General features: G+C 34.6%; 33 protein-coding genes. All 33 read left to right on the top strand.

Going from position 1 to position 16,325, the window contains the following annotated elements; all coding sequences use genetic code 11:
• A partial coding sequence (locus EK368_RS08850; protein WP_479722768.1) for an EF-Tu C-terminal domain-related protein occupies positions 1 to 79 on the top strand: 79 nt, incomplete at its 5' end.
• Between the two features lie 336 nt (positions 80 to 415).
• Positions 416 to 736, top strand: a complete 321-nt coding sequence (gene rpsJ / locus EK368_RS08845; RefSeq protein WP_053955643.1) for a 30S ribosomal protein S10 — start codon at positions 416 to 418, stop codon at positions 734 to 736.
• 102 nt (positions 737 to 838) lie between these two features.
• A complete protein-coding gene (rplC, locus tag EK368_RS08840; protein WP_129598571.1) occupies positions 839 to 1,468 on the top strand; it encodes a 50S ribosomal protein L3 in 630 nt (209 codons plus the stop codon).
• Between the two features lie 29 nt (positions 1,469 to 1,497).
• On the top strand, positions 1,498 to 2,121 hold the full coding sequence (gene rplD, locus EK368_RS08835) for a 50S ribosomal protein L4 (protein WP_129598569.1): 624 nt from the start codon (positions 1,498 to 1,500) through the stop codon (positions 2,119 to 2,121).
• Positions 2,121 to 2,414, top strand: a complete 294-nt coding sequence (gene rplW / locus EK368_RS08830) for a 50S ribosomal protein L23 (protein WP_334291710.1) — start codon at positions 2,121 to 2,123, stop codon at positions 2,412 to 2,414. Before rplD ends, rplW begins: the two co-directional genes overlap by 1 nt.
• Positions 2,415 to 2,444: 30 nt before the next feature.
• On the top strand, positions 2,445 to 3,278 hold the full coding sequence (rplB, locus tag EK368_RS08825; RefSeq protein ID WP_129598567.1) for a 50S ribosomal protein L2: 834 nt from the start codon (positions 2,445 to 2,447) through the stop codon (positions 3,276 to 3,278).
• Between the two features lie 88 nt (positions 3,279 to 3,366).
• Positions 3,367 to 3,651, top strand: coding sequence for a 30S ribosomal protein S19 (rpsS, locus tag EK368_RS08820; protein WP_129598565.1), 285 nt, complete (start codon positions 3,367 to 3,369; stop codon positions 3,649 to 3,651).
• Between the two features lie 29 nt (positions 3,652 to 3,680).
• Positions 3,681 to 4,013, top strand: a complete 333-nt coding sequence (gene rplV, locus EK368_RS08815; RefSeq protein ID WP_129598564.1) for a 50S ribosomal protein L22 — start codon at positions 3,681 to 3,683, stop codon at positions 4,011 to 4,013.
• A gap of 17 nt (positions 4,014 to 4,030) precedes the next feature.
• The gene (gene rpsC, locus EK368_RS08810; protein ID WP_129598562.1) at positions 4,031 to 4,798 is read left to right on the top strand and encodes a 30S ribosomal protein S3; all 768 of its coding nucleotides are present in this window, start codon (positions 4,031 to 4,033) and stop codon (positions 4,796 to 4,798) included.
• Between the two features lie 30 nt (positions 4,799 to 4,828).
• Positions 4,829 to 5,269: a 50S ribosomal protein L16 gene (gene rplP / locus EK368_RS08805; protein WP_129598560.1), complete on the top strand. Its 441-nt coding sequence runs from the start codon at positions 4,829 to 4,831 to the stop codon at positions 5,267 to 5,269.
• A complete protein-coding gene (gene rpmC / locus EK368_RS08800; protein ID WP_053955651.1) occupies positions 5,259 to 5,459 on the top strand; it encodes a 50S ribosomal protein L29 in 201 nt (66 codons plus the stop codon). Before rplP ends, rpmC begins: the two co-directional genes overlap by 11 nt.
• 28 nt (positions 5,460 to 5,487) lie before the next feature.
• Positions 5,488 to 5,742 (top strand): 30S ribosomal protein S17, encoded by a 255-nt coding sequence (gene rpsQ, locus EK368_RS08795; protein WP_129598558.1) that lies wholly within the window; start codon positions 5,488 to 5,490, stop codon positions 5,740 to 5,742.
• 26 nt (positions 5,743 to 5,768) lie between these two features.
• Entirely contained in the window at positions 5,769 to 6,137 is a 369-nt protein-coding gene (rplN, locus tag EK368_RS08790; protein ID WP_053955653.1) for a 50S ribosomal protein L14, read from the top strand.
• An 18-nt stretch (positions 6,138 to 6,155) separates the two neighbouring features.
• The gene (gene rplX, locus EK368_RS08785; RefSeq protein WP_129598556.1) at positions 6,156 to 6,467 is read left to right on the top strand and encodes a 50S ribosomal protein L24; all 312 of its coding nucleotides are present in this window, start codon (positions 6,156 to 6,158) and stop codon (positions 6,465 to 6,467) included.
• Positions 6,468 to 6,495: 28 nt separating this feature from the next.
• Positions 6,496 to 7,038 carry a 50S ribosomal protein L5 gene (rplE, locus tag EK368_RS08780; RefSeq protein ID WP_129598554.1) on the top strand — a complete coding sequence of 181 codons (543 nt, stop codon included), beginning with the start codon at positions 6,496 to 6,498 and terminating at the stop codon, positions 7,036 to 7,038.
• Positions 7,039 to 7,050: 12 nt separating this feature from the next.
• Positions 7,051 to 7,236 carry a type Z 30S ribosomal protein S14 gene (locus EK368_RS08775; RefSeq protein WP_129598552.1) on the top strand — a complete coding sequence of 62 codons (186 nt, stop codon included), beginning with the start codon at positions 7,051 to 7,053 and terminating at the stop codon, positions 7,234 to 7,236.
• A gap of 33 nt (positions 7,237 to 7,269) precedes the next feature.
• Complete coding sequence (gene rpsH / locus EK368_RS08770; protein WP_129598550.1) at positions 7,270 to 7,668, top strand: 30S ribosomal protein S8; 399 nt, start codon at positions 7,270 to 7,272, stop codon at positions 7,666 to 7,668.
• Positions 7,669 to 7,699: 31 nt separating this feature from the next.
• Positions 7,700 to 8,239: a 50S ribosomal protein L6 gene (rplF, locus tag EK368_RS08765; protein ID WP_129598548.1), complete on the top strand. Its 540-nt coding sequence runs from the start codon at positions 7,700 to 7,702 to the stop codon at positions 8,237 to 8,239.
• A gap of 20 nt (positions 8,240 to 8,259) precedes the next feature.
• Positions 8,260 to 8,628 carry a 50S ribosomal protein L18 gene (rplR, locus tag EK368_RS08760; protein ID WP_129598546.1) on the top strand — a complete coding sequence of 123 codons (369 nt, stop codon included), beginning with the start codon at positions 8,260 to 8,262 and terminating at the stop codon, positions 8,626 to 8,628.
• A 17-nt stretch (positions 8,629 to 8,645) separates the two neighbouring features.
• Complete coding sequence (gene rpsE / locus EK368_RS08755; RefSeq protein WP_129598544.1) at positions 8,646 to 9,152, top strand: 30S ribosomal protein S5; 507 nt, start codon at positions 8,646 to 8,648, stop codon at positions 9,150 to 9,152.
• A 14-nt stretch (positions 9,153 to 9,166) separates the two neighbouring features.
• A complete protein-coding gene (rpmD, locus tag EK368_RS08750) occupies positions 9,167 to 9,346 on the top strand; it encodes a 50S ribosomal protein L30 (RefSeq protein WP_129598542.1) in 180 nt (59 codons plus the stop codon).
• A gap of 18 nt (positions 9,347 to 9,364) precedes the next feature.
• Positions 9,365 to 9,805, top strand: coding sequence for a 50S ribosomal protein L15 (gene rplO / locus EK368_RS08745; protein WP_129598540.1), 441 nt, complete (start codon positions 9,365 to 9,367; stop codon positions 9,803 to 9,805).
• 52 nt (positions 9,806 to 9,857) lie between these two features.
• Entirely contained in the window at positions 9,858 to 11,084 is a 1,227-nt protein-coding gene (gene secY / locus EK368_RS08740; RefSeq protein WP_341472785.1) for a preprotein translocase subunit SecY, read from the top strand.
• A gap of 62 nt (positions 11,085 to 11,146) precedes the next feature.
• A complete protein-coding gene (locus EK368_RS08735) occupies positions 11,147 to 11,794 on the top strand; it encodes an adenylate kinase (protein WP_129598536.1) in 648 nt (215 codons plus the stop codon).
• 1 nt (position 11,795) lies between these two features.
• Entirely contained in the window at positions 11,796 to 12,545 is a 750-nt protein-coding gene (gene map, locus EK368_RS08730) for a type I methionyl aminopeptidase (RefSeq protein ID WP_129598534.1), read from the top strand.
• A gap of 18 nt (positions 12,546 to 12,563) precedes the next feature.
• On the top strand, positions 12,564 to 12,842 hold the full coding sequence (locus EK368_RS08725) for a KOW domain-containing RNA-binding protein (protein WP_243109391.1): 279 nt from the start codon (positions 12,564 to 12,566) through the stop codon (positions 12,840 to 12,842).
• Positions 12,843 to 12,869: 27 nt separating this feature from the next.
• A complete protein-coding gene (gene infA, locus EK368_RS08720; protein ID WP_129598532.1) occupies positions 12,870 to 13,088 on the top strand; it encodes a translation initiation factor IF-1 in 219 nt (72 codons plus the stop codon).
• 16 nt (positions 13,089 to 13,104) lie between these two features.
• The gene (gene rpmJ, locus EK368_RS08715) at positions 13,105 to 13,218 is read left to right on the top strand and encodes a 50S ribosomal protein L36 (RefSeq protein WP_029267374.1); all 114 of its coding nucleotides are present in this window, start codon (positions 13,105 to 13,107) and stop codon (positions 13,216 to 13,218) included.
• A 152-nt stretch (positions 13,219 to 13,370) separates the two neighbouring features.
• A complete protein-coding gene (rpsM, locus tag EK368_RS08710; protein WP_053955667.1) occupies positions 13,371 to 13,736 on the top strand; it encodes a 30S ribosomal protein S13 in 366 nt (121 codons plus the stop codon).
• 19 nt (positions 13,737 to 13,755) lie between these two features.
• The gene (rpsK, locus tag EK368_RS08705; protein WP_129598530.1) at positions 13,756 to 14,157 is read left to right on the top strand and encodes a 30S ribosomal protein S11; all 402 of its coding nucleotides are present in this window, start codon (positions 13,756 to 13,758) and stop codon (positions 14,155 to 14,157) included.
• A gap of 23 nt (positions 14,158 to 14,180) precedes the next feature.
• Complete coding sequence (gene rpsD / locus EK368_RS08700) at positions 14,181 to 14,801, top strand: 30S ribosomal protein S4 (protein ID WP_129598528.1); 621 nt, start codon at positions 14,181 to 14,183, stop codon at positions 14,799 to 14,801.
• Between the two features lie 63 nt (positions 14,802 to 14,864).
• Positions 14,865 to 15,812: a DNA-directed RNA polymerase subunit alpha gene (locus tag EK368_RS08695; RefSeq protein WP_129598527.1), complete on the top strand. Its 948-nt coding sequence runs from the start codon at positions 14,865 to 14,867 to the stop codon at positions 15,810 to 15,812.
• 26 nt (positions 15,813 to 15,838) lie between these two features.
• Positions 15,839 to 16,180 carry a 50S ribosomal protein L17 gene (rplQ, locus tag EK368_RS08690; protein WP_129598525.1) on the top strand — a complete coding sequence of 114 codons (342 nt, stop codon included), beginning with the start codon at positions 15,839 to 15,841 and terminating at the stop codon, positions 16,178 to 16,180.
• Positions 16,181 to 16,325 lie beyond the last annotated feature (145 nt).

Below are 16,325 nucleotides of genomic sequence, written 5' to 3'. Positions count from 1 at the left end.
CGAAGAAGGATTAAGATTTGCAATTCGTGAAGGTGGAAGAACAGTAGGAGCAGGTGTTGTTGCTACAATTATTAAATAGTTTAAAATAGCCGAGGGATTCCCTCGGCTACAAACTAAAATACAGAAAATGCAAAACTATAATTAAATCACAAAAAAAAATAAAAGTCAAGACTTGTATAAAAAGTACATTTCAAATATACTATACTAGTGTGTTTGTGGGACTGCGATGACGTGAAAGGTTGCCAAATGAATAGAATGGGAAATTTTCACTGAGAATGTCCGTTCAAGAATCGGGCGACGGAATATCAGAGGGACTCTCTTTGTCAAAAACAAATAGCAACACCCGGGAGAGTGTACTGAGGTTCTAGTCGTACGTAATAAATAAAATGCGTGCGATGAAAAGGAGGGAAATACAATGGCAAATAGCAATGGAAAACAAAAAATAAGAATCAGATTAAAAGCTTTTGATCATAAAATTTTAGATCAATCATCTGAAAAAATAGTTGAAACTGCAAAAAGAACAGGTGCAGACGTATCAGGTCCTGTTCCACTACCAACAGAAAAACAAATTATTACTATCTTAAGAGCTGTTCACAAATATAAAGATTCTAGAGAACAGTTTGAACAAAGAACACACAAAAGATTGATTGATATTTTAAATCCAACACCAAAAACTGTAGATGCTTTAATGAGATTAGACTTACCAGCAGGTGTGGATATTGAAATTAAACTTTAATAAATTTAATTACTAAGACGTAGGTTGATATAGACGTTCCTATACCTCTCTTAGTACGATTACATTATGTAATCCGCTGTAAGAAAATTAGGAGGTGTAAAAATGAAAGAAATTTTAGGGAAAAAAGTAGGGATGACACAAATCTTTACTGAAGAAGGAAGTGTGATTCCTGTAACAGTTGTAGAAGCTGGTCCAGTTTATGTTACACAAATAAAAACTGGAGAAACAGATGGATACAATGCAATCCAAATCGGATATGTAGATAAAAAAGAAAATAAAGCAAATAAACCTGAAAAAGGACATTTTGCAAAAGCAAGTGTAGCACCTAAAAAATACGTTCAAGAATTCCGTGTAGAGAATATAGCTGACTATACAATTGGTCAAGAAATCAAAGCTGATATCTTTGCAGAAGGTACAAAAATAGATATTACAGGGGTTTCAAAAGGTAAAGGAACACAAGGACCAATCAAAAGACATAATCAATCAAGAGGACCAATGGCTCACGGTTCAAAATATCATAGAGGACCAGGTTCGCTAGGAGCAAGTTCATACCCAAGTAGAGTATTTAAAGGTATGAAAGGTGCTGGAAGAATGGGAAATGAACAAGTAACTATTCAAAATCTTGAAGTAGTAAGAGTAGACGTAGAAAGAAACATTTTATTAATAAAAGGTGCAATTCCAGGACCAAAAGGTGGAGTTGTTACAATAAAAGAAAGCGTTAAAGCTAAGTAATAATCTAGCTACAGAAGGGAGGATGTAAAATGCCAAAGGTTGATTTATATAATGTTTCAGGTCAACAAGTAGGTGAAATTGAATTAAATGAAGCTATTTTCGGAGCTGAAATTAATGGAAGTGTTATGCATGAAGTAGTAAAAAACTACCTAGCAAACCAAAGACAAGGCACACAAAGCGCTAAGACAAGAGCAGAAGTTAGAGGTGGCGGTAGAAAGCCATGGAGACAAAAAGGAACAGGTAGAGCTCGTCAAGGAAGTATAAGATCACCTCAATGGATTGGTGGAGGAGTAGTTTTTGCACCAAAGCCAAGAGATTATAGATATACATTGCCTAAAAAGGTAAAAAGACTTGCTATGAAATCTGCTTTAAGTTCTAAAGTAAAAGAAAACCAAATGATTGTTTTAGATGAATTTAAAATAGATGCATATAAAACAAAAGATATGGTAAATATCTTAAACAACTTAAAAGCAGAGAAAAAAGCATTGATCGTTTTAGATGTGAAAAATGATTATGTAGTAAAATCTGCTAGCAATATCAAAGGAGTAACAACTACTCTTGTAAATACATTAAATGTATATGATATTTTAAATCATGACAAGTTTATCGTAACGAAAGACGCGGTACACAAAATAGAGGAGGTGTACGCATAATGATGACATCATACGATATCATTAAAAAACCTCTTATCAGCGAAAGAAGTATGGACGATATGGCTGATAAAAAATATACGTTCATCGTAGATATGAGAGCAAACAAAACAGAAATTAAAAAAGCAGTAGAAGAAATATTCGGTGTAACAGTAGAGAAAGTAAATACTGTACGTATGACAGGTAAAGTAAAGAGAATGGGAAAAAATGTTGGGAAAAGACCTGACAGAAAAAAAGCAATTATTAAATTAACTCCTGATAGCAAAGAAATCGAGTTCTTTGAGGGAATGCAATAAGCATAGAGGAGAGAAAAGGAGGGAAAGATCATGGGAATCAAAAAGTTTAATCCAACTTCTCCAGCGATTAGACAGATGACCGTTTCTACATTTGAAGAAATAACTAAAAAAGAACCTGAAAAGTCATTGTTAGTACCACTAAAGAAAAATGCTGGTAGAAATGCGCAAGGAAAAATCACCATTCGTCATAGAGGTGGTGGACAAAAAAGAAAATATAGAATTATTGATTTTAAAAGAAATAAAGATAATATTCCAGCGAAGGTAACTGCTATAGAGTATGATCCAAATAGAACTGCAAATATTGCATTGTTAACATATGCAGATGGAGAAAAAAGATACATTTTAGCTCCTAACAAATTAAATGTTGGAGATGTAATTGTATCTGGAGATGAAGCAGATATCAAAATTGGAAACGCACTTCCATTAAGAGCTATTCCAGTAGGTACAGTAATTCATAATATTGAATTAAAAGTTGGAAAAGGCGGACAGTTAGTAAGATCAGCAGGGAATTCTGCTCAATTAATGGCGAAAGAAGGTAAATATGCACAAGTTAGATTACCTTCCGGAGAAGTTAGAATGATTAGCATTAACTGTAAAGCAACAATTGGTCAAGTAGGAAACTTAGATCATGAAAATATTACAATTGGTAAAGCAGGCCGTACAAGACATATGGGTATTAGACCTACTGTAAGAGGTTCAGTAATGAACCCTAACGATCACCCACATGGTGGTGGAGAAGGTAGAGCTCCTGTAGGAAGACCTTCACCAATGACTCCGTGGGGTAAACCTGCTATTGGATATAAAACAAGAAAGAAAAATAAAGCATCTGATAAATATATCGTTAAGAGAAGAAATCAGAAGTAATAGAGGAAAAGAGGTCATGGAAGTGGCGAGGACCTTGGCCTCGTAGTCCTCAGGTCACATATAGTAACCGAAGGGAGGAAATAGTAGAATGAGCAGATCGTTAAAAAAAGGACCTTTTATTGAGCCAAAACTTTTAAGCAAGATAGAAGAGATGAACGATAAAAATGAAAAAAAAGTGATCAAAACATGGTCAAGAGCATCCACAATATTCCCACAAATGATAGGACATACAATTGCTGTTTATGACGGAAAAAAACATGTACCTGTTTATGTTACAGAAGATATGGTAGGTCATAAGCTAGGTGAATTTGCACCTACAAGAACTTACAGAGGTCATGCAGATAATGATAAATCATCAAAAGTTAAGAGGTAATCACATAGATACGAAAGGAGGTTATCAACTTGGAATCTAGAGCGATTGCAAAATACGTACGTATATCTCCAAGAAAAATGAAACCAATAGTTGATATGGTTAGAGGAATGAATACAGACGAAGCGTTAGCAATTTTAGAATTCACACCAAGAAGTGGTGCAGAAATACTTTCAAAAGTAATTAAATCTGCAAGAGCAAATGCTGAAAACAACCATGAAATGGATACAGATAAATTATATATTGCAGAAGTTTATGCAAACCAAGCACCTACAATGAAGAGATGGAGAGCAGCTTCAATGGGGCGCGGAGTTAAAATTTTAAAGAGAACAAGTCACGTAGGAGTTGTTCTTAAAGAAAGATAATAGAAGGAGGGATAGTAGTGGGTCAAAAAGTAAGTCCACACGGCCTAAGAGTCGGCGTCATTAAAGATTGGGACTCTAAATGGTATGCAAATAAAGCAAATTTTGCGGACCTTTTAATTGAAGATAATAAGATTCGTAAGTATGTAAAAAACAAACTTTATACTTCTGGAATTTCAAGAATCGTTATTGAAAGAGCTGCAAATAATAAAGTGAAAGTAAATCTAGCTACAGCAAAGCCCGGTATGGTAATTGGAAAAGGCGGAGCAGGTGTTGAAGAATTAAAAGTTGCATTAGAAAAATTAACAGGAAAAAGTGTTATTGTAAATGTCAATGAAATAAAAAGAGCAGAAATGGAAGCACAATTAGTAGCTGAAAATGTTGCTTTTTCTCTAGAAAGAAGAGTATCTTTTAGAAGAGCTATGAAACAAGCCATTCAAAGAACAATGAAATCTGGTGCTGAAGGAATCAAAGTAATGGTTTCTGGAAGACTAGGTGGAGCAGAAATGGCAAGAAATGAAAAGTACAGTGAAGGAAATGTACCTCTTCACACTTTAAGAGCGGATATTGATTATGGTTTTGCTGAAGCAGATACAACATATGGTAAAATTGGTGTGAAAGTCTGGATCAACAAAGGAGAAATCCTTCCAGAAACAAGTGAAGCAGTAAAAGAAATGAGAAGAGCAAATAGAGCAAAACAAGATTTTACTAAAAAGCCAAGAAGAGACAATAGAGATAACAGAGAGAATAGATATAATAGAGACAACAGAAGAAACGAAGAAAGATAATTTCTGTTGGAGGGAAGGAGGAAATAGACGATGTTAATGCCTAAAAGAGTAAAGCGTCGTAGGGTGCATAGAGGCAGAATGAAAGGCGTAGCACAAAGAGGCAATACAATCACTTATGGAGAATATGGATTGATGGCTTTAGAGCCTGCATGGATCACTTCTAATCAAATAGAAGCTGCCAGAATTGCAATGACTAGATCCATAAAAAGAGGGGGAAAAGTTTGGATTAAAATATTCCCTCATAAACCAGTAACTCAAAAGCCAGCTGAAACACGTATGGGTGCTGGTAAGGGTTCTCCAGAATACTGGGTAGCTGTAGTAAAACCAGGTAGAGTAATGTTTGAATTAGCTGGTGTATCTGAAGAAAAAGCTAGAGAAGCTATGAGACTTGCAATGCACAAGCTACCTATCAAATGTAAATTCGTAACACGTCAAGATACAGAAAAGGGTGGTGAAGCGAATGAAAGCTAATAAGCTTCATGAAATGACCGTACAAGAGCTAAATAATAAGTTAATGGAATTAAAAAATGAACTTTTCAATTTAAGATTCCAATTAGCTACAGGACAACTTGAAAATCCTATGAAAGTAAAAAGTGTACGTAAAGATATAGCACGCACAAAAACCATCCTTAGAGAAAAAGAAATCAAGAAAAACGCATAATTAAGGATATGGAAGGAGGGCTTTACTCGTGGAAAGAACAAGTAGAAAGACCAGAGTAGGACGCGTAGTTAGTGACAAAATGGAAAAAACTATTGTAGTTGCAGTAGAAGATTTCGTACGTCACCCACTATACGGAAAAGCGGTAAAAAGAACTAAGAAATTTAAAGCACATGATGAAAATAATGAGTGTAGAATCGGCGATCGCGTAAGAATCATGGAAACTAGACCATTAAGCAAAGATAAAAGATGGAGACTAGTAAACGTGGTAGAAAAAGCGAAGTAATTGTATAACCGGAAGGAGGTATAACTATGATTCAACAGGAATCACGCCTAAAAGTTGCAGATAACTCAGGAGCAAGAGAATTATTGTGTATCCGTGTACTTGGCGGTTCAAAACGCAAGTATGCAAGTATTGGCGATGTGATTGTTTGTGCAGTTAAAGATGCAACACCAGGCGGTGTTGTTAAAAAAGGACAAGTTGTAAAAGCTGTAGTAGTAAGAAGTAAACACGAAGTGAGACGTGTAGATGGAAGTTATATCAGATTTGATGAAAATGCTGCAGTAGTCATCAAAGAGGATAAAACACCTGTAGGAACTCGTATTTTCGGGCCGGTTGCAAGAGAGTTAAGAGAAAGAGACTTCATGAAAATAGTTTCACTTGCGCCAGAAGTACTATAGCTTGGGGAGGTGTAATGGATGCATATTAAAAAAGGTGATACAGTAGTAGTGATTTCAGGAAAAGACAAAGGCAAAAAAGGAAAAGTATTACAAGCTGTTCCTAAAAAAAATAGAATCATTGTAGAAGGCGTAAACATGCTTACAAAGCATCAAAAGCCAAATGCAAAGGTTCAACAAGGTGGAATTATTCATCAAGAAGGACCTATTCATGCTTCTAATGTAATGATTTGGGATGCTAAAGCAAAAGCTCCTACAAGAGTAGGATATAAGATATTACAAGATGGAAAAAAGGTAAGAGTATCTAAAAAGACCGGAGAAGTAATCGAATAATATTTATGTTTGAAGGGAGGGTTAATCGGTGACAGCTAGATTAAAAGAAATGTATAGTAAAGAAATCACAAAAGCTTTAATGGAAAAATTTGGATACAAAAGTGTGATGGAATTACCAAAACTAGAAAAGATCGTTGTAAATATGGGTCTAGGAGAAGCAAAGGATAATGCAAAGCTTCTAGAAGCAGCTACAGAAGAATTAGCTTCTATTACAGGACAAAAGCCTGTTATTACAAGAGCAAAAAAATCTGTTGCAAACTTTAAACTTCGTGAAGGTATGCCTATTGGTAGTAAGGTAACTTTAAGAGGCGAAAGAATGTATGAATTTGCAGATAGATTATTCAATGTTTCATTACCAAGAGTTAGAGATTTTAAAGGAGTAAATCCTAATTCATTTGATGGCAGAGGAAATTATTCACTAGGAATTAAAGAACAATTAATATTCCCTGAAATAGAGTATGATAAAGTAGATAAGATAAAAGGAATGGATATAATCTTTGTTACGACTGCTAAAACTGATGAAGAAGCTCGTGAATTATTAAGATTATTAGGAATGCCGTTCGCTAGATAAGGAGGGAAAGTAGTGGCTAAGAAAGCTCTTGTAGTTAAACAAAGCAGAAAACAAAAATTCTCAACTAGAGAATATAATAGATGTAGAATTTGTGGAAGACCACATGCTTACTTAAGAAAATTTGGTATCTGCCGTATTTGCTTTAGAGAATTAGCATATAAAGGAGAAATACCAGGAGTTAGGAAAGCAAGCTGGTAAGATCAGGAATATAGGGAAGGAGGTATTTATACCATGACGATGACAGATCCAATTGCAGATATGCTTACACGTATAAGAAATGCTAATGTAGTAAAACACGAGACTGTAGACGTTCCTGCTTCAAATATGAAAAAATCAATTGCTGAAATTCTTCTTAATGAAGGTTTTGTAAAAGGATATGATGTAATAGAAGATGGAAAGCAAGGAATTATCAGAATTCAAATGAAGTACGGACAAAATAAAGAAAGAGTTATTAGTGGTCTTAAAAAAATATCCAAACCAGGATTAAGAGTTTATGTAAAAAGCGATGAAATCCCAAAAGTTCTAGGCGGATTAGGAATAGCAATCCTTTCAACTTCTAATGGTATCGTTACAGATAAAGAAGCTAGAAAGCTAGGAGCTGGAGGAGAAGTTATCTGCTACGTTTGGTAATAGATAATTTTAAGGTATAGGAGGTGCAGATATGTCAAGGATAGGTAAAATGCCGATCACGATTCCAACAGGTGTAGAAGTCAAAGTTGATGATAACAATATGGTAATCGTGAAAGGACCAAAAGGACAATTACAAGAATCTATTCATAGAGATATGAAGATCGTTATAGAAGAAAATGAATTAACGGTACAAAGACCTACAGACAATAAAAACCATAGATCATTACATGGATTAAGCCGTACACTAATTAGCAATATGGTTGTTGGTGTAACAAACGGATATGAGAAAAAACTAATCATCAATGGTGTAGGGTATCGTGCAGCAAAACAAGGAAACAAATTAAATCTTTCTTTAGGTTTTTCACATCCAGTTGAAATGGTAGATCCTGAAGGAATAACAACAGAAGTTCCTACTCAAACAGAAATTATCGTAAAAGGTATTGATAAGCAGATCGTAGGTAACTATGCTGCTAAAATCAGATCTTGGAGAGAACCTGAGCCATACAAAGGTAAAGGTATTAAATACGAAAACGAAGTAATCCGTCGTAAGGAAGGTAAAGCAGGTAAATAGTAGGAAAGGAGTGAAATGAAGTGATCAAGAAGGAAAGCAAAAACTTAAAAAGACTAAAAAGACACTTAAGAATTCGTAAAAAAGTGTCTGGAACTCCTAATCGTCCAAGACTTAACATATATAGAAGTTTAAACAATATGTATGCTCAAGTAATTGACGACATACAAGGAAATACATTAGTTGCTGCTTCAACTTTAGATAAAGAAATTAAAGGGAAAATAGGTCATGGTGGTAACAAAGAAGCTGCTAAATTAGTAGGAGAGCTTGTTGCTAAAAAGGCTATTGAAAAAGGAATTAAAGAAGTTGTATTTGATAGAGGTGGATATATTTATCACGGAAGAGTAAAAGAATTAGCAGAAGGTGCAAGAGAAGCAGGATTGAAATTCTAGTAGAAGGAGGGAAATGAATGAAACGTCAACTTATTGATGCTAATAAACTGGACTTAAAAGAAACAGTTATTAATATTAGTCGTGTAACAAAAGTTGTAAAAGGTGGTAGAACTTTTAGATTCAGTGCAACAGTAGTAGTTGGAGATGAAAATGGATATGTTGGAATAGGATCTGGTAAAGCACAAGAAATTCCTGATGCTATTAGAAAAGGAATTGAAGATGCAAAGAAGAGCTTAATCTATGTTCCAAGAGTAGGCACAACTATTCCACATAGAATAGAAGGACGTTTTGGAGCTGGAAGAGTTCTAATTATGCCATCTAAAGAAGGTACAGGAGTTATTGCAGGCGGTCCTGTACGTGCTGTATTAGAACTTGCTGGAATCAAAGATGTAACAGCAAAATCTTTAGGAACAAACAATCCAAGAAATATGGTAAATGCAACAATGGCAGGATTAAAAGAATTAAAAACAGCAGAGCAAGTTGCAAGACTTAGAGGAAAAACTGTAGAGGAATTATTAGGTTAGAGGGGGGAAAGACCTTGGCTAAATTAAAAATCACTTTAGTGAAAAGTACCATCGGGTCCAAGCCTCAACATAGAAAAACAATAGAAGCGCTAGGACTAAAAAAAATCAGACAAGTGGTAGAACAACCAGATAATGCTCAAATTAGAGGTATGGTTGATAAGGTTAAACATCTTGTCGTAGTAGAAGAAATATAGGACTAAGGAGGTGTAACCATGAAGCTACATGAGTTAAGACCAGCTGAAGGATCAGTTAAAAATAGAAAAAGACTTGGAAGAGGAACTGCTACTGGTCAAGGAAAAACTGCTGGACGCGGACAAAAAGGACAAAAATCTCGTAGCGGTGGAGGTGTAAGACCAGGATTTGAAGGTGGTCAAATGCCTCTATACAGAAGACTTCCTAAGAGAGGTTTTACAAATATATTTAAAAAACAATGGGCGATTATCAATGTTGATGCATTCAATCAATTTGATGAAGGTACTGTTGTAACTCCTGAGATACTTTTAGAAGCAGGAATTATCAAAAAAATTGCTGATGGAGTAAAAGTATTAGGAGATGGAGAACTTCAAAAGAAAGTAACTGTACAGGCTCATAAATTCAGCCAGTCAGCTGTAGAGAAAATTGAAGCTGCTGGAGGAAAGGTAGAGGTGATCTAACGTGCTATCTACCCTAAGAAATGCTTGGAGAATTCCAGACTTGAGAAAAAGAATGTTGTATACTCTAATGATGATGATCATCTTTCGTTTAGGATCTGTCATTCCTGTTCCAGGAATTAATAGAGATATATTAAAGCAATTGTTTCAACAAGGAGAAAATGGTCTTTTTGGACTATTCAATCTTTTCTCAGGAGGAGCATTTGGAAACTTTACTATCTTTGCTTTAAGTATTACACCATATATTACAGCATCCATTATCATGCAACTTTTAACCATAGCACTACCTAGTTTAGAAGCTTTGGCAAAAGAAGGAGAAGAGGGCAGAAAAAAAATTGCTCAATATACTAGATATGGAACAGTTATATTAGCTTTAATTCAAGCAACTGGTGTAAGCTTTGGTTTATTCCGACAAGCTTTAATATCACAGGCATTTTGGTCAGTGACTGTTGTTGTACTTACTTTAACAGCGGGAACTGCTTTCTTAATGTGGTTAGGTGAGCAAATTACTGAAAAGGGAATCGGAAATGGAATTTCCTTGATTATTTTTGTAGGAATCATTTCAAGAGTTCCAGTAGAAATTTCTCAAACAATTGAAAAGCTAAAGATTAACGAAATTTCTTTCGTTACTTTAATCTTATTTTTAGTAATTGCAATAGCAGTAATAGCAGGAGTAGTAGCTATTCAACAAGGAACAAGAAAAATTCCTGTACAATATGCAAAAAGAGTAGTAGGAAGAAAAATGTATGGTGGACACAGTACACATATTCCTTTAAAAGTGAATCAAGCAGGAGTTATTCCTGTAATTTTCGCTGTTTCACTGTTACAATTTCCATTAACATTAACTTACTTCTTCCAAGGTGGTGCTTTTTCTAGCTTTGTGCAAAAATATTTATCACCAGCAGGAAATCCTGGAATTTGGATTTATTCTCTTTTAGATATTGTATTGATTATATTTTTCACATACTTCTATACAGCAGTTACATTTAATCCAGTAGAAGTTGCTGATAATATGAAAAAATATGGTGGTTTTATTCCTGGAATTCGTCCAGGAAAGCCAACTTCAGAATATTTAACAAAAGTGTTAAATAGAATTAGTTTAGCAGGAGCAATATTCCTTGCAATGATTGCAGTAATGCCTACCTTAGTTATGCAATTTACAAACCTTCCAATTCAATTTGGAGGAACTTCTTTGCTAATTGTAGTAGGGGTTGCATTAGAAACTATGAAACAAGTAGAAGCACAAATGATGATGAGACACTATCAAGGTTTCTTAAAATAGATAGAAGTATTCATGGGGGATACCCCATGGGCTGCTTCACTATAATTTAGGAGATGATTATAATGAGATTAATCTTATTAGGGCCTCCAGGGGCAGGTAAAGGAACACAAGCTTCAGGAATCGTAGAAAAATTTTCTATACCCCATATATCAACAGGAGATATTTTTAGAAAAAATATCAAAGAAGGAACGAATTTAGGGAAAAAGGCAAAAGAATATATGGATCAAGGGCTTTTGGTTCCTGACGAATTAGTAGTAGCTATTGTAGAAGATAGACTACAACAAGAAGATTGTAGAGATGGGTTCTTACTTGATGGATTTCCAAGAACTGTAAACCAAGCAGAAGCATTAGATCAAGTACTTGAAAAAATGAATGTAGGAATTGATAAAACTATTAATGTAGATGTAGATAAAGAAATATTAGTAGAAAGAGCTGTAGGGAGAAGAATTTGCAAAAGTTGTGGAGCAACATTTCATGTAAACTTTAATCCTTCACAAATGGAGGGAGTATGCGATAAATGTGATGGCACTCTTCAACAAAGAGCAGATGATACAAAAGAAACTGTTTCAAGAAGAATAGAAGTATATCTAAATGAAACACAGCCTCTAATCGATTACTATAATAAAAAAGAAATTCTTGTTACTATTGATGGACAACAAGAAATCAGCAAGGTATTTAAAGATATCTTAACTGCTTTAGGAGTACAGTAAAATGATTATTATAAAATCAAGTGAAGAAATTGAATATATGAAAGAAGCAGGAAAAATTGTAGCTTATACACATGAAGTTGTAAGAGAGGCAATACGCCCAGGGATTACAACAAAAGAATTAGATGAAATTGCAGAAAAAGAAATTAAAAAGTATCATGCAATTCCTACTTTTAAAGGGTATAATGGATTTCCTGCAAGTATTTGTGCTTCTATTAATGAAGAAGTTGTTCACGGAATACCTGGATTAAAAACCTTAAAGGATGGCGATATTATAAGTATAGATATCGGAGCACTCTATAAAGGCTATAATGGGGATTCAGCAAAAACTCATCCTGTAGGAAATGTGAGTGAAGAAGCTTTAAGGCTGATTGAAGTAACAAAACAAAGCTTTTATGAAGGAGCTAAATTTTGTAGAGAAGGCTATAGGCTATCTGATATTTCTCATGCAGTTCAAGTATATGTAGAAAACAATGGTTTTTCTGTAGTGAGAGACTATGTAGGACATGGAATTGGGCAACAAATGCATGAAGATCCACAAATTCCTAACTTTGGACCTCCAGGGAAAGGACCTAGACTTCAAGCAGGAATGGTTTTAGCTATAGAACCAATGGTGAATATGGGAACTTATAAGGTGAAGGTTTTACAAGATAACTGGACAGTGATCACTTTAGATAAAAAACCTTCTGCTCATTATGAACATACTATAGCCATTACAAAAGATGATCCGATAATCTTAACCACTCTTTCATAAGGGTAAAGAGGTGAAAAAGTGAATACGATTCATGAAGTTTCAATAGGTCAAATTGTAAAATCTAAAGCTGGAAGAGATCAAGACAGATTGTTTATTGTTATAGATATTATAGATGATCAATATGTTTTAGTTTCTGATGGAGACCTTAGAAAAATTGATAAGGCAAAGAAAAAAAAGATGAAGCACTTAGCAAAATATAATATAATTAGTGAAGAAGTAAAAAGCAGAATTGAAAAAGGTGAAAAAATCACCAATCTGCTTTTAAGGCGTGAATTGGAAAAACTGGGTCTTCGCTAACCTAGGAATGGGAGGTTTAATTTCCTAATGGCAAAGAATGATGTTATAGAGGTTCAAGGTAAAGTTATTGAAGCTCTGCCGAATGCCATGTTTAAAGTAGAATTAGAAAACGGACATGAAATACTAGCACATATTTCTGGTAAGCTTCGTATGAACTTTATCAGAATATTGCCTGGTGATATGGTAACAGTAGAACTATCCCCTTATGATTTGACAAGGGGGAGAATTACTTGGCGAGGCAAGTGATTAAGGAGGGATAACAATGAAAGTTAGAGCATCCGTAAAACCTATATGTGAAAAGTGCAAAATTATCAAAAGAAAAGGTAAAGTAATGGTAATTTGTGAAAATCCTAAACATAAACAAAAACAAGGGTAATGGATAGGCTAGTATATAAAGTAAAATCATTAGACAGTAATATTAGTTTATAGGTGTGCGGCTGTGTTTCAAAAGTTAGAAACAACTTATGGCTAATATTCATATATAAATATAACTTTACAGGAGCATAGATTTGGGAGGTGTAAAACAAAATGGCAAGAATCGCTGGTATTGACTTACCAAGAGATAAAAGAGTTGAAATAGGATTAACTTATATCTTTGGTATAGGCAGAAAAACATCTAATAAAATATTAGCAGAAGCAGGAGTAAATCCTGATACAAGAGTGAGAGATCTTACTGAAGATGAAGTAGGTAAATTAAGACAAATTATAGACACATATCAGGTTGAAGGAGATCTTCGCCGTGAAATTTCCCTAAATATAAAGAGATTAAAAGAAATTGGTTGTTATAGAGGAATTCGTCATAGAAAAGGTCTTCCAGTAAGAGGTCAAAAAACTAAAACAAATGCTAGAACTAGAAAAGGACCTAAAAAAACTGTTGGACGTAAGAAGAAATAGGTAAAGGAGGGCGAATGACATGGTAGCCAAAAAGGCAGACAAAAAAGGTCGTAGAAAAAGACGCGAACGTAAAAATATAGAACGCGGTCAAGCGCATATTCAATCAACATTTAATAATACAATTGTAACACTTACAGATTTACAAGGAAATGCTCTATCATGGGCAAGTGCAGGTGGATTAGGATTTAAAGGATCAAGAAAATCTACTCCTTTTGCAGCACAAATGGCAGCAGAAGAAGCAGCAAAAGCTGCTATGGAACATGGACTAAAAACAGTAGAAGTTTTTGTTAAAGGACCAGGAGCAGGAAGAGAAGCTGCAATTAGAGCACTTCAAACAGCAGGACTTGAAATTAACTCTATTAAAGATGTTACTCCAGTTCCACACAATGGATGTCGACCACCAAAACGTAGAAGAGTTTAATAAGATTAGGAGGTGTAGAAATAATGGCAAGATATACAGGACCATCTTGCAGACTTTGTCGTAGAGAAGGACAAAAGCTGTATTTAAAAGGTGAAAGATGTTATTCAGATAAATGTGCAGTAAGCAAAAGAGGATATGCACCAGGACAACATGGACAAGGAAGAAAAAAATTATCTAACTACGGCTTACAATTAAGAGAAAAACAAAAAGCAAAAAGATATTATGGACTATTAGAAACTCAATTTAGAAAGTATTTTGATAGAGCTGAAAAGGTTGCTGGAATTACAGGGGAGAACTTATTAAGACTTCTTGAAACAAGATTAGATAATGTAGTATATAGAATGGGGTTTGGAACATCTAGAAAAGAAGCTAGACAATTAGTAAGACATGGACATTTTACAGTAAATGGGAAAAAAGTAGATATTCCATCTTATGAAGTTTCTGTAGGAGATGTAATCAAAGTAAAAGAAAAAAGTGTAAGTTCACCTAAATTTAAAGAGATGATTGAAGCAGCTACAACTGTTCCAAAATGGATAGAAACAAATTCTGAAAACTTAGAAGGAAAAGTTGTTTCTCTTCCAGCAAGAGATGATGTTGATCTTCCGATCGCAGAACATTTAATTGTCGAGTTATATTCAAGATAATAAATATTAGAATCAGTTACCCTCATCAAGTATAAATAGAAAAGTTATAAGGAGGGTTAAGGTATGATTGAAATAGAAAAGCCTAAAATAGAATGCGTAGAACTAAGCCCAGATAATACTTATGGTAAATTTGTAGTAGAGCCTCTAGAAAGAGGATATGGAACTACTCTGGGAAATAGTTTACGAAGAATATTGCTTTCATCTTTGCCAGGTGTTGCAGTTACATCAGTAAAAATCGATGGTGTACTTCACGAATTTTCAACAGTTCCTGGAGTAAAGGAAGATATAACAGAAATTATATTAAATCTAAAAGAATTATCTGCAATGCTTCATTCTGAAGAATCAAAAACAGTTAGAATTGAAGCTCAAGGACCAGGGCCAGTAACTGCTGGAGATATCATTGCAGATGCTGACGTAGAAATATTAAATTCTGATCTTCATATTGCCACTTTGGAAGATGATGCAAAACTTGTGATGGAAATAACCCTTTCTAAGGGTAGAGGGTATGTTCCTTCAGAAAATAATAAGACACCTGGAATGCCTATTGGTGTATTACCAGTTGACTCCATATACACACCAGTTAAAAAAGTTAGCTATCATGTAGAAAATACAAGAGTAGGTCAAGTAACAGACTATGATAAACTTACATTAGAAGTATGGACGGATGGTAGTATTAAACCAGATGAAGGAGTCTCCTTAGGAGCTAAAATCATGAACGATCACTTAAGATTATTCATTGATTTGACAGATCATGTAGATAATGTAGAGATCATGGTAGAAAAAGAAGAAGATAAAAAAGAAAAAGTTATGGAAATGACCATTGAAGAACTTGAACTTTCTGTAAGATCCTATAACTGTTTAAAAAGAGCAGGGATCAATACAGTAGAAGAGCTAACGGATAAATCAGAAGAAGACATGATGAAAGTAAGAAACTTAGGTAAAAAATCCCTTGAAGAGGTAGAGCAAAAACTACAAGAACTTGGTTTAGGCTTAAAACCTAGTGAGGAATAGTATAGTAGGTCAAAGGAGGGAAACACATGGCAGGACATCGTAAATTGGGCCGTCCAACTGCACATAGAAATTTGATGTTAAGAAATCTTGTTACAAGCCTGCTAAGAGAAGGGCGTATCAATACTACTGAAACAAGAGCTAAAGAAGTACGTAGACTTGCAGAAAAGATGATCACTCTTGGAAAAAGAGGCGATTTACATGCAAAACGTCAAGCTCTAGCTTATATATTTGATGAAACAGTAGTAAAAAGAGTATTTGATGAATTAGCACCAAAGTATGCAGAAAGAAATGGCGGATATACAAGAATTTTAAAGGTAGGACCTCGTAGAGGGGATGCCGCTGAAATGGTTATTATAGAATTAGTGTAGGGATTAAGTATATACTTAATCCTTTTTTTTGGGCTCTATGTCAATAGTTGGGGTGGGATTGTTCATAATCCTGCTCCATTACTTTAGGCTCTATGTCAATAGTTGGGGTGGGATTGTTCATAATCCTGCTCCATTACTTTATTAG

The organism is Anaerophilus nitritigenes (assembly GCF_004138215.1).
Taxonomy (GTDB): Bacteria; Bacillota; Clostridia; order Peptostreptococcales; family Thermotaleaceae; genus Anaerophilus; species Anaerophilus nitritogenes.
Note: the sequence above shows the minus strand (reverse complement) of the source record. Positions and strands in the feature narration are given on the sequence as shown.

Coding starts and splice junctions, on each gene's coding strand:
- rpsJ (WP_053955643.1), top strand. CDS start 416: ATGGCAAATAGCAATGGAAAACAAAAAATAAGAATCAGATTAAAAGCT.
- rplC (WP_129598571.1), top strand. CDS start 839: ATGAAAGAAATTTTAGGGAAAAAAGTAGGGATGACACAAATCTTTACT.
- rplD (WP_129598569.1), top strand. CDS start 1,498: ATGCCAAAGGTTGATTTATATAATGTTTCAGGTCAACAAGTAGGTGAA.
- rplW (WP_334291710.1), top strand. CDS start 2,121: ATGATGACATCATACGATATCATTAAAAAACCTCTTATCAGCGAAAGA.
- rplB (WP_129598567.1), top strand. CDS start 2,445: ATGGGAATCAAAAAGTTTAATCCAACTTCTCCAGCGATTAGACAGATG.
- rpsS (WP_129598565.1), top strand. CDS start 3,367: ATGAGCAGATCGTTAAAAAAAGGACCTTTTATTGAGCCAAAACTTTTA.
- rplP (WP_129598560.1), top strand. CDS start 4,829: ATGTTAATGCCTAAAAGAGTAAAGCGTCGTAGGGTGCATAGAGGCAGA.
- rpmC (WP_053955651.1), top strand. CDS start 5,259: ATGAAAGCTAATAAGCTTCATGAAATGACCGTACAAGAGCTAAATAAT.
- rplN (WP_053955653.1), top strand. CDS start 5,769: ATGATTCAACAGGAATCACGCCTAAAAGTTGCAGATAACTCAGGAGCA.
- rplX (WP_129598556.1), top strand. CDS start 6,156: ATGCATATTAAAAAAGGTGATACAGTAGTAGTGATTTCAGGAAAAGAC.
- rpsH (WP_129598550.1), top strand. CDS start 7,270: ATGACGATGACAGATCCAATTGCAGATATGCTTACACGTATAAGAAAT.
- rplF (WP_129598548.1), top strand. CDS start 7,700: ATGTCAAGGATAGGTAAAATGCCGATCACGATTCCAACAGGTGTAGAA.
- rpsE (WP_129598544.1), top strand. CDS start 8,646: ATGAAACGTCAACTTATTGATGCTAATAAACTGGACTTAAAAGAAACA.
- rplO (WP_129598540.1), top strand. CDS start 9,365: ATGAAGCTACATGAGTTAAGACCAGCTGAAGGATCAGTTAAAAATAGA.
- secY (WP_341472785.1), top strand. CDS start 9,858: ATGTTGTATACTCTAATGATGATGATCATCTTTCGTTTAGGATCTGTC.
- EK368_RS08735 (WP_129598536.1), top strand. CDS start 11,147: ATGAGATTAATCTTATTAGGGCCTCCAGGGGCAGGTAAAGGAACACAA.
- map (WP_129598534.1), top strand. CDS start 11,796: ATGATTATTATAAAATCAAGTGAAGAAATTGAATATATGAAAGAAGCA.
- infA (WP_129598532.1), top strand. CDS start 12,870: ATGGCAAAGAATGATGTTATAGAGGTTCAAGGTAAAGTTATTGAAGCT.
- rpmJ (WP_029267374.1), top strand. CDS start 13,105: ATGAAAGTTAGAGCATCCGTAAAACCTATATGTGAAAAGTGCAAAATT.
- rpsM (WP_053955667.1), top strand. CDS start 13,371: ATGGCAAGAATCGCTGGTATTGACTTACCAAGAGATAAAAGAGTTGAA.
- rpsK (WP_129598530.1), top strand. CDS start 13,756: ATGGTAGCCAAAAAGGCAGACAAAAAAGGTCGTAGAAAAAGACGCGAA.
- rpsD (WP_129598528.1), top strand. CDS start 14,181: ATGGCAAGATATACAGGACCATCTTGCAGACTTTGTCGTAGAGAAGGA.
- EK368_RS08695 (WP_129598527.1), top strand. CDS start 14,865: ATGATTGAAATAGAAAAGCCTAAAATAGAATGCGTAGAACTAAGCCCA.
- rplQ (WP_129598525.1), top strand. CDS start 15,839: ATGGCAGGACATCGTAAATTGGGCCGTCCAACTGCACATAGAAATTTG.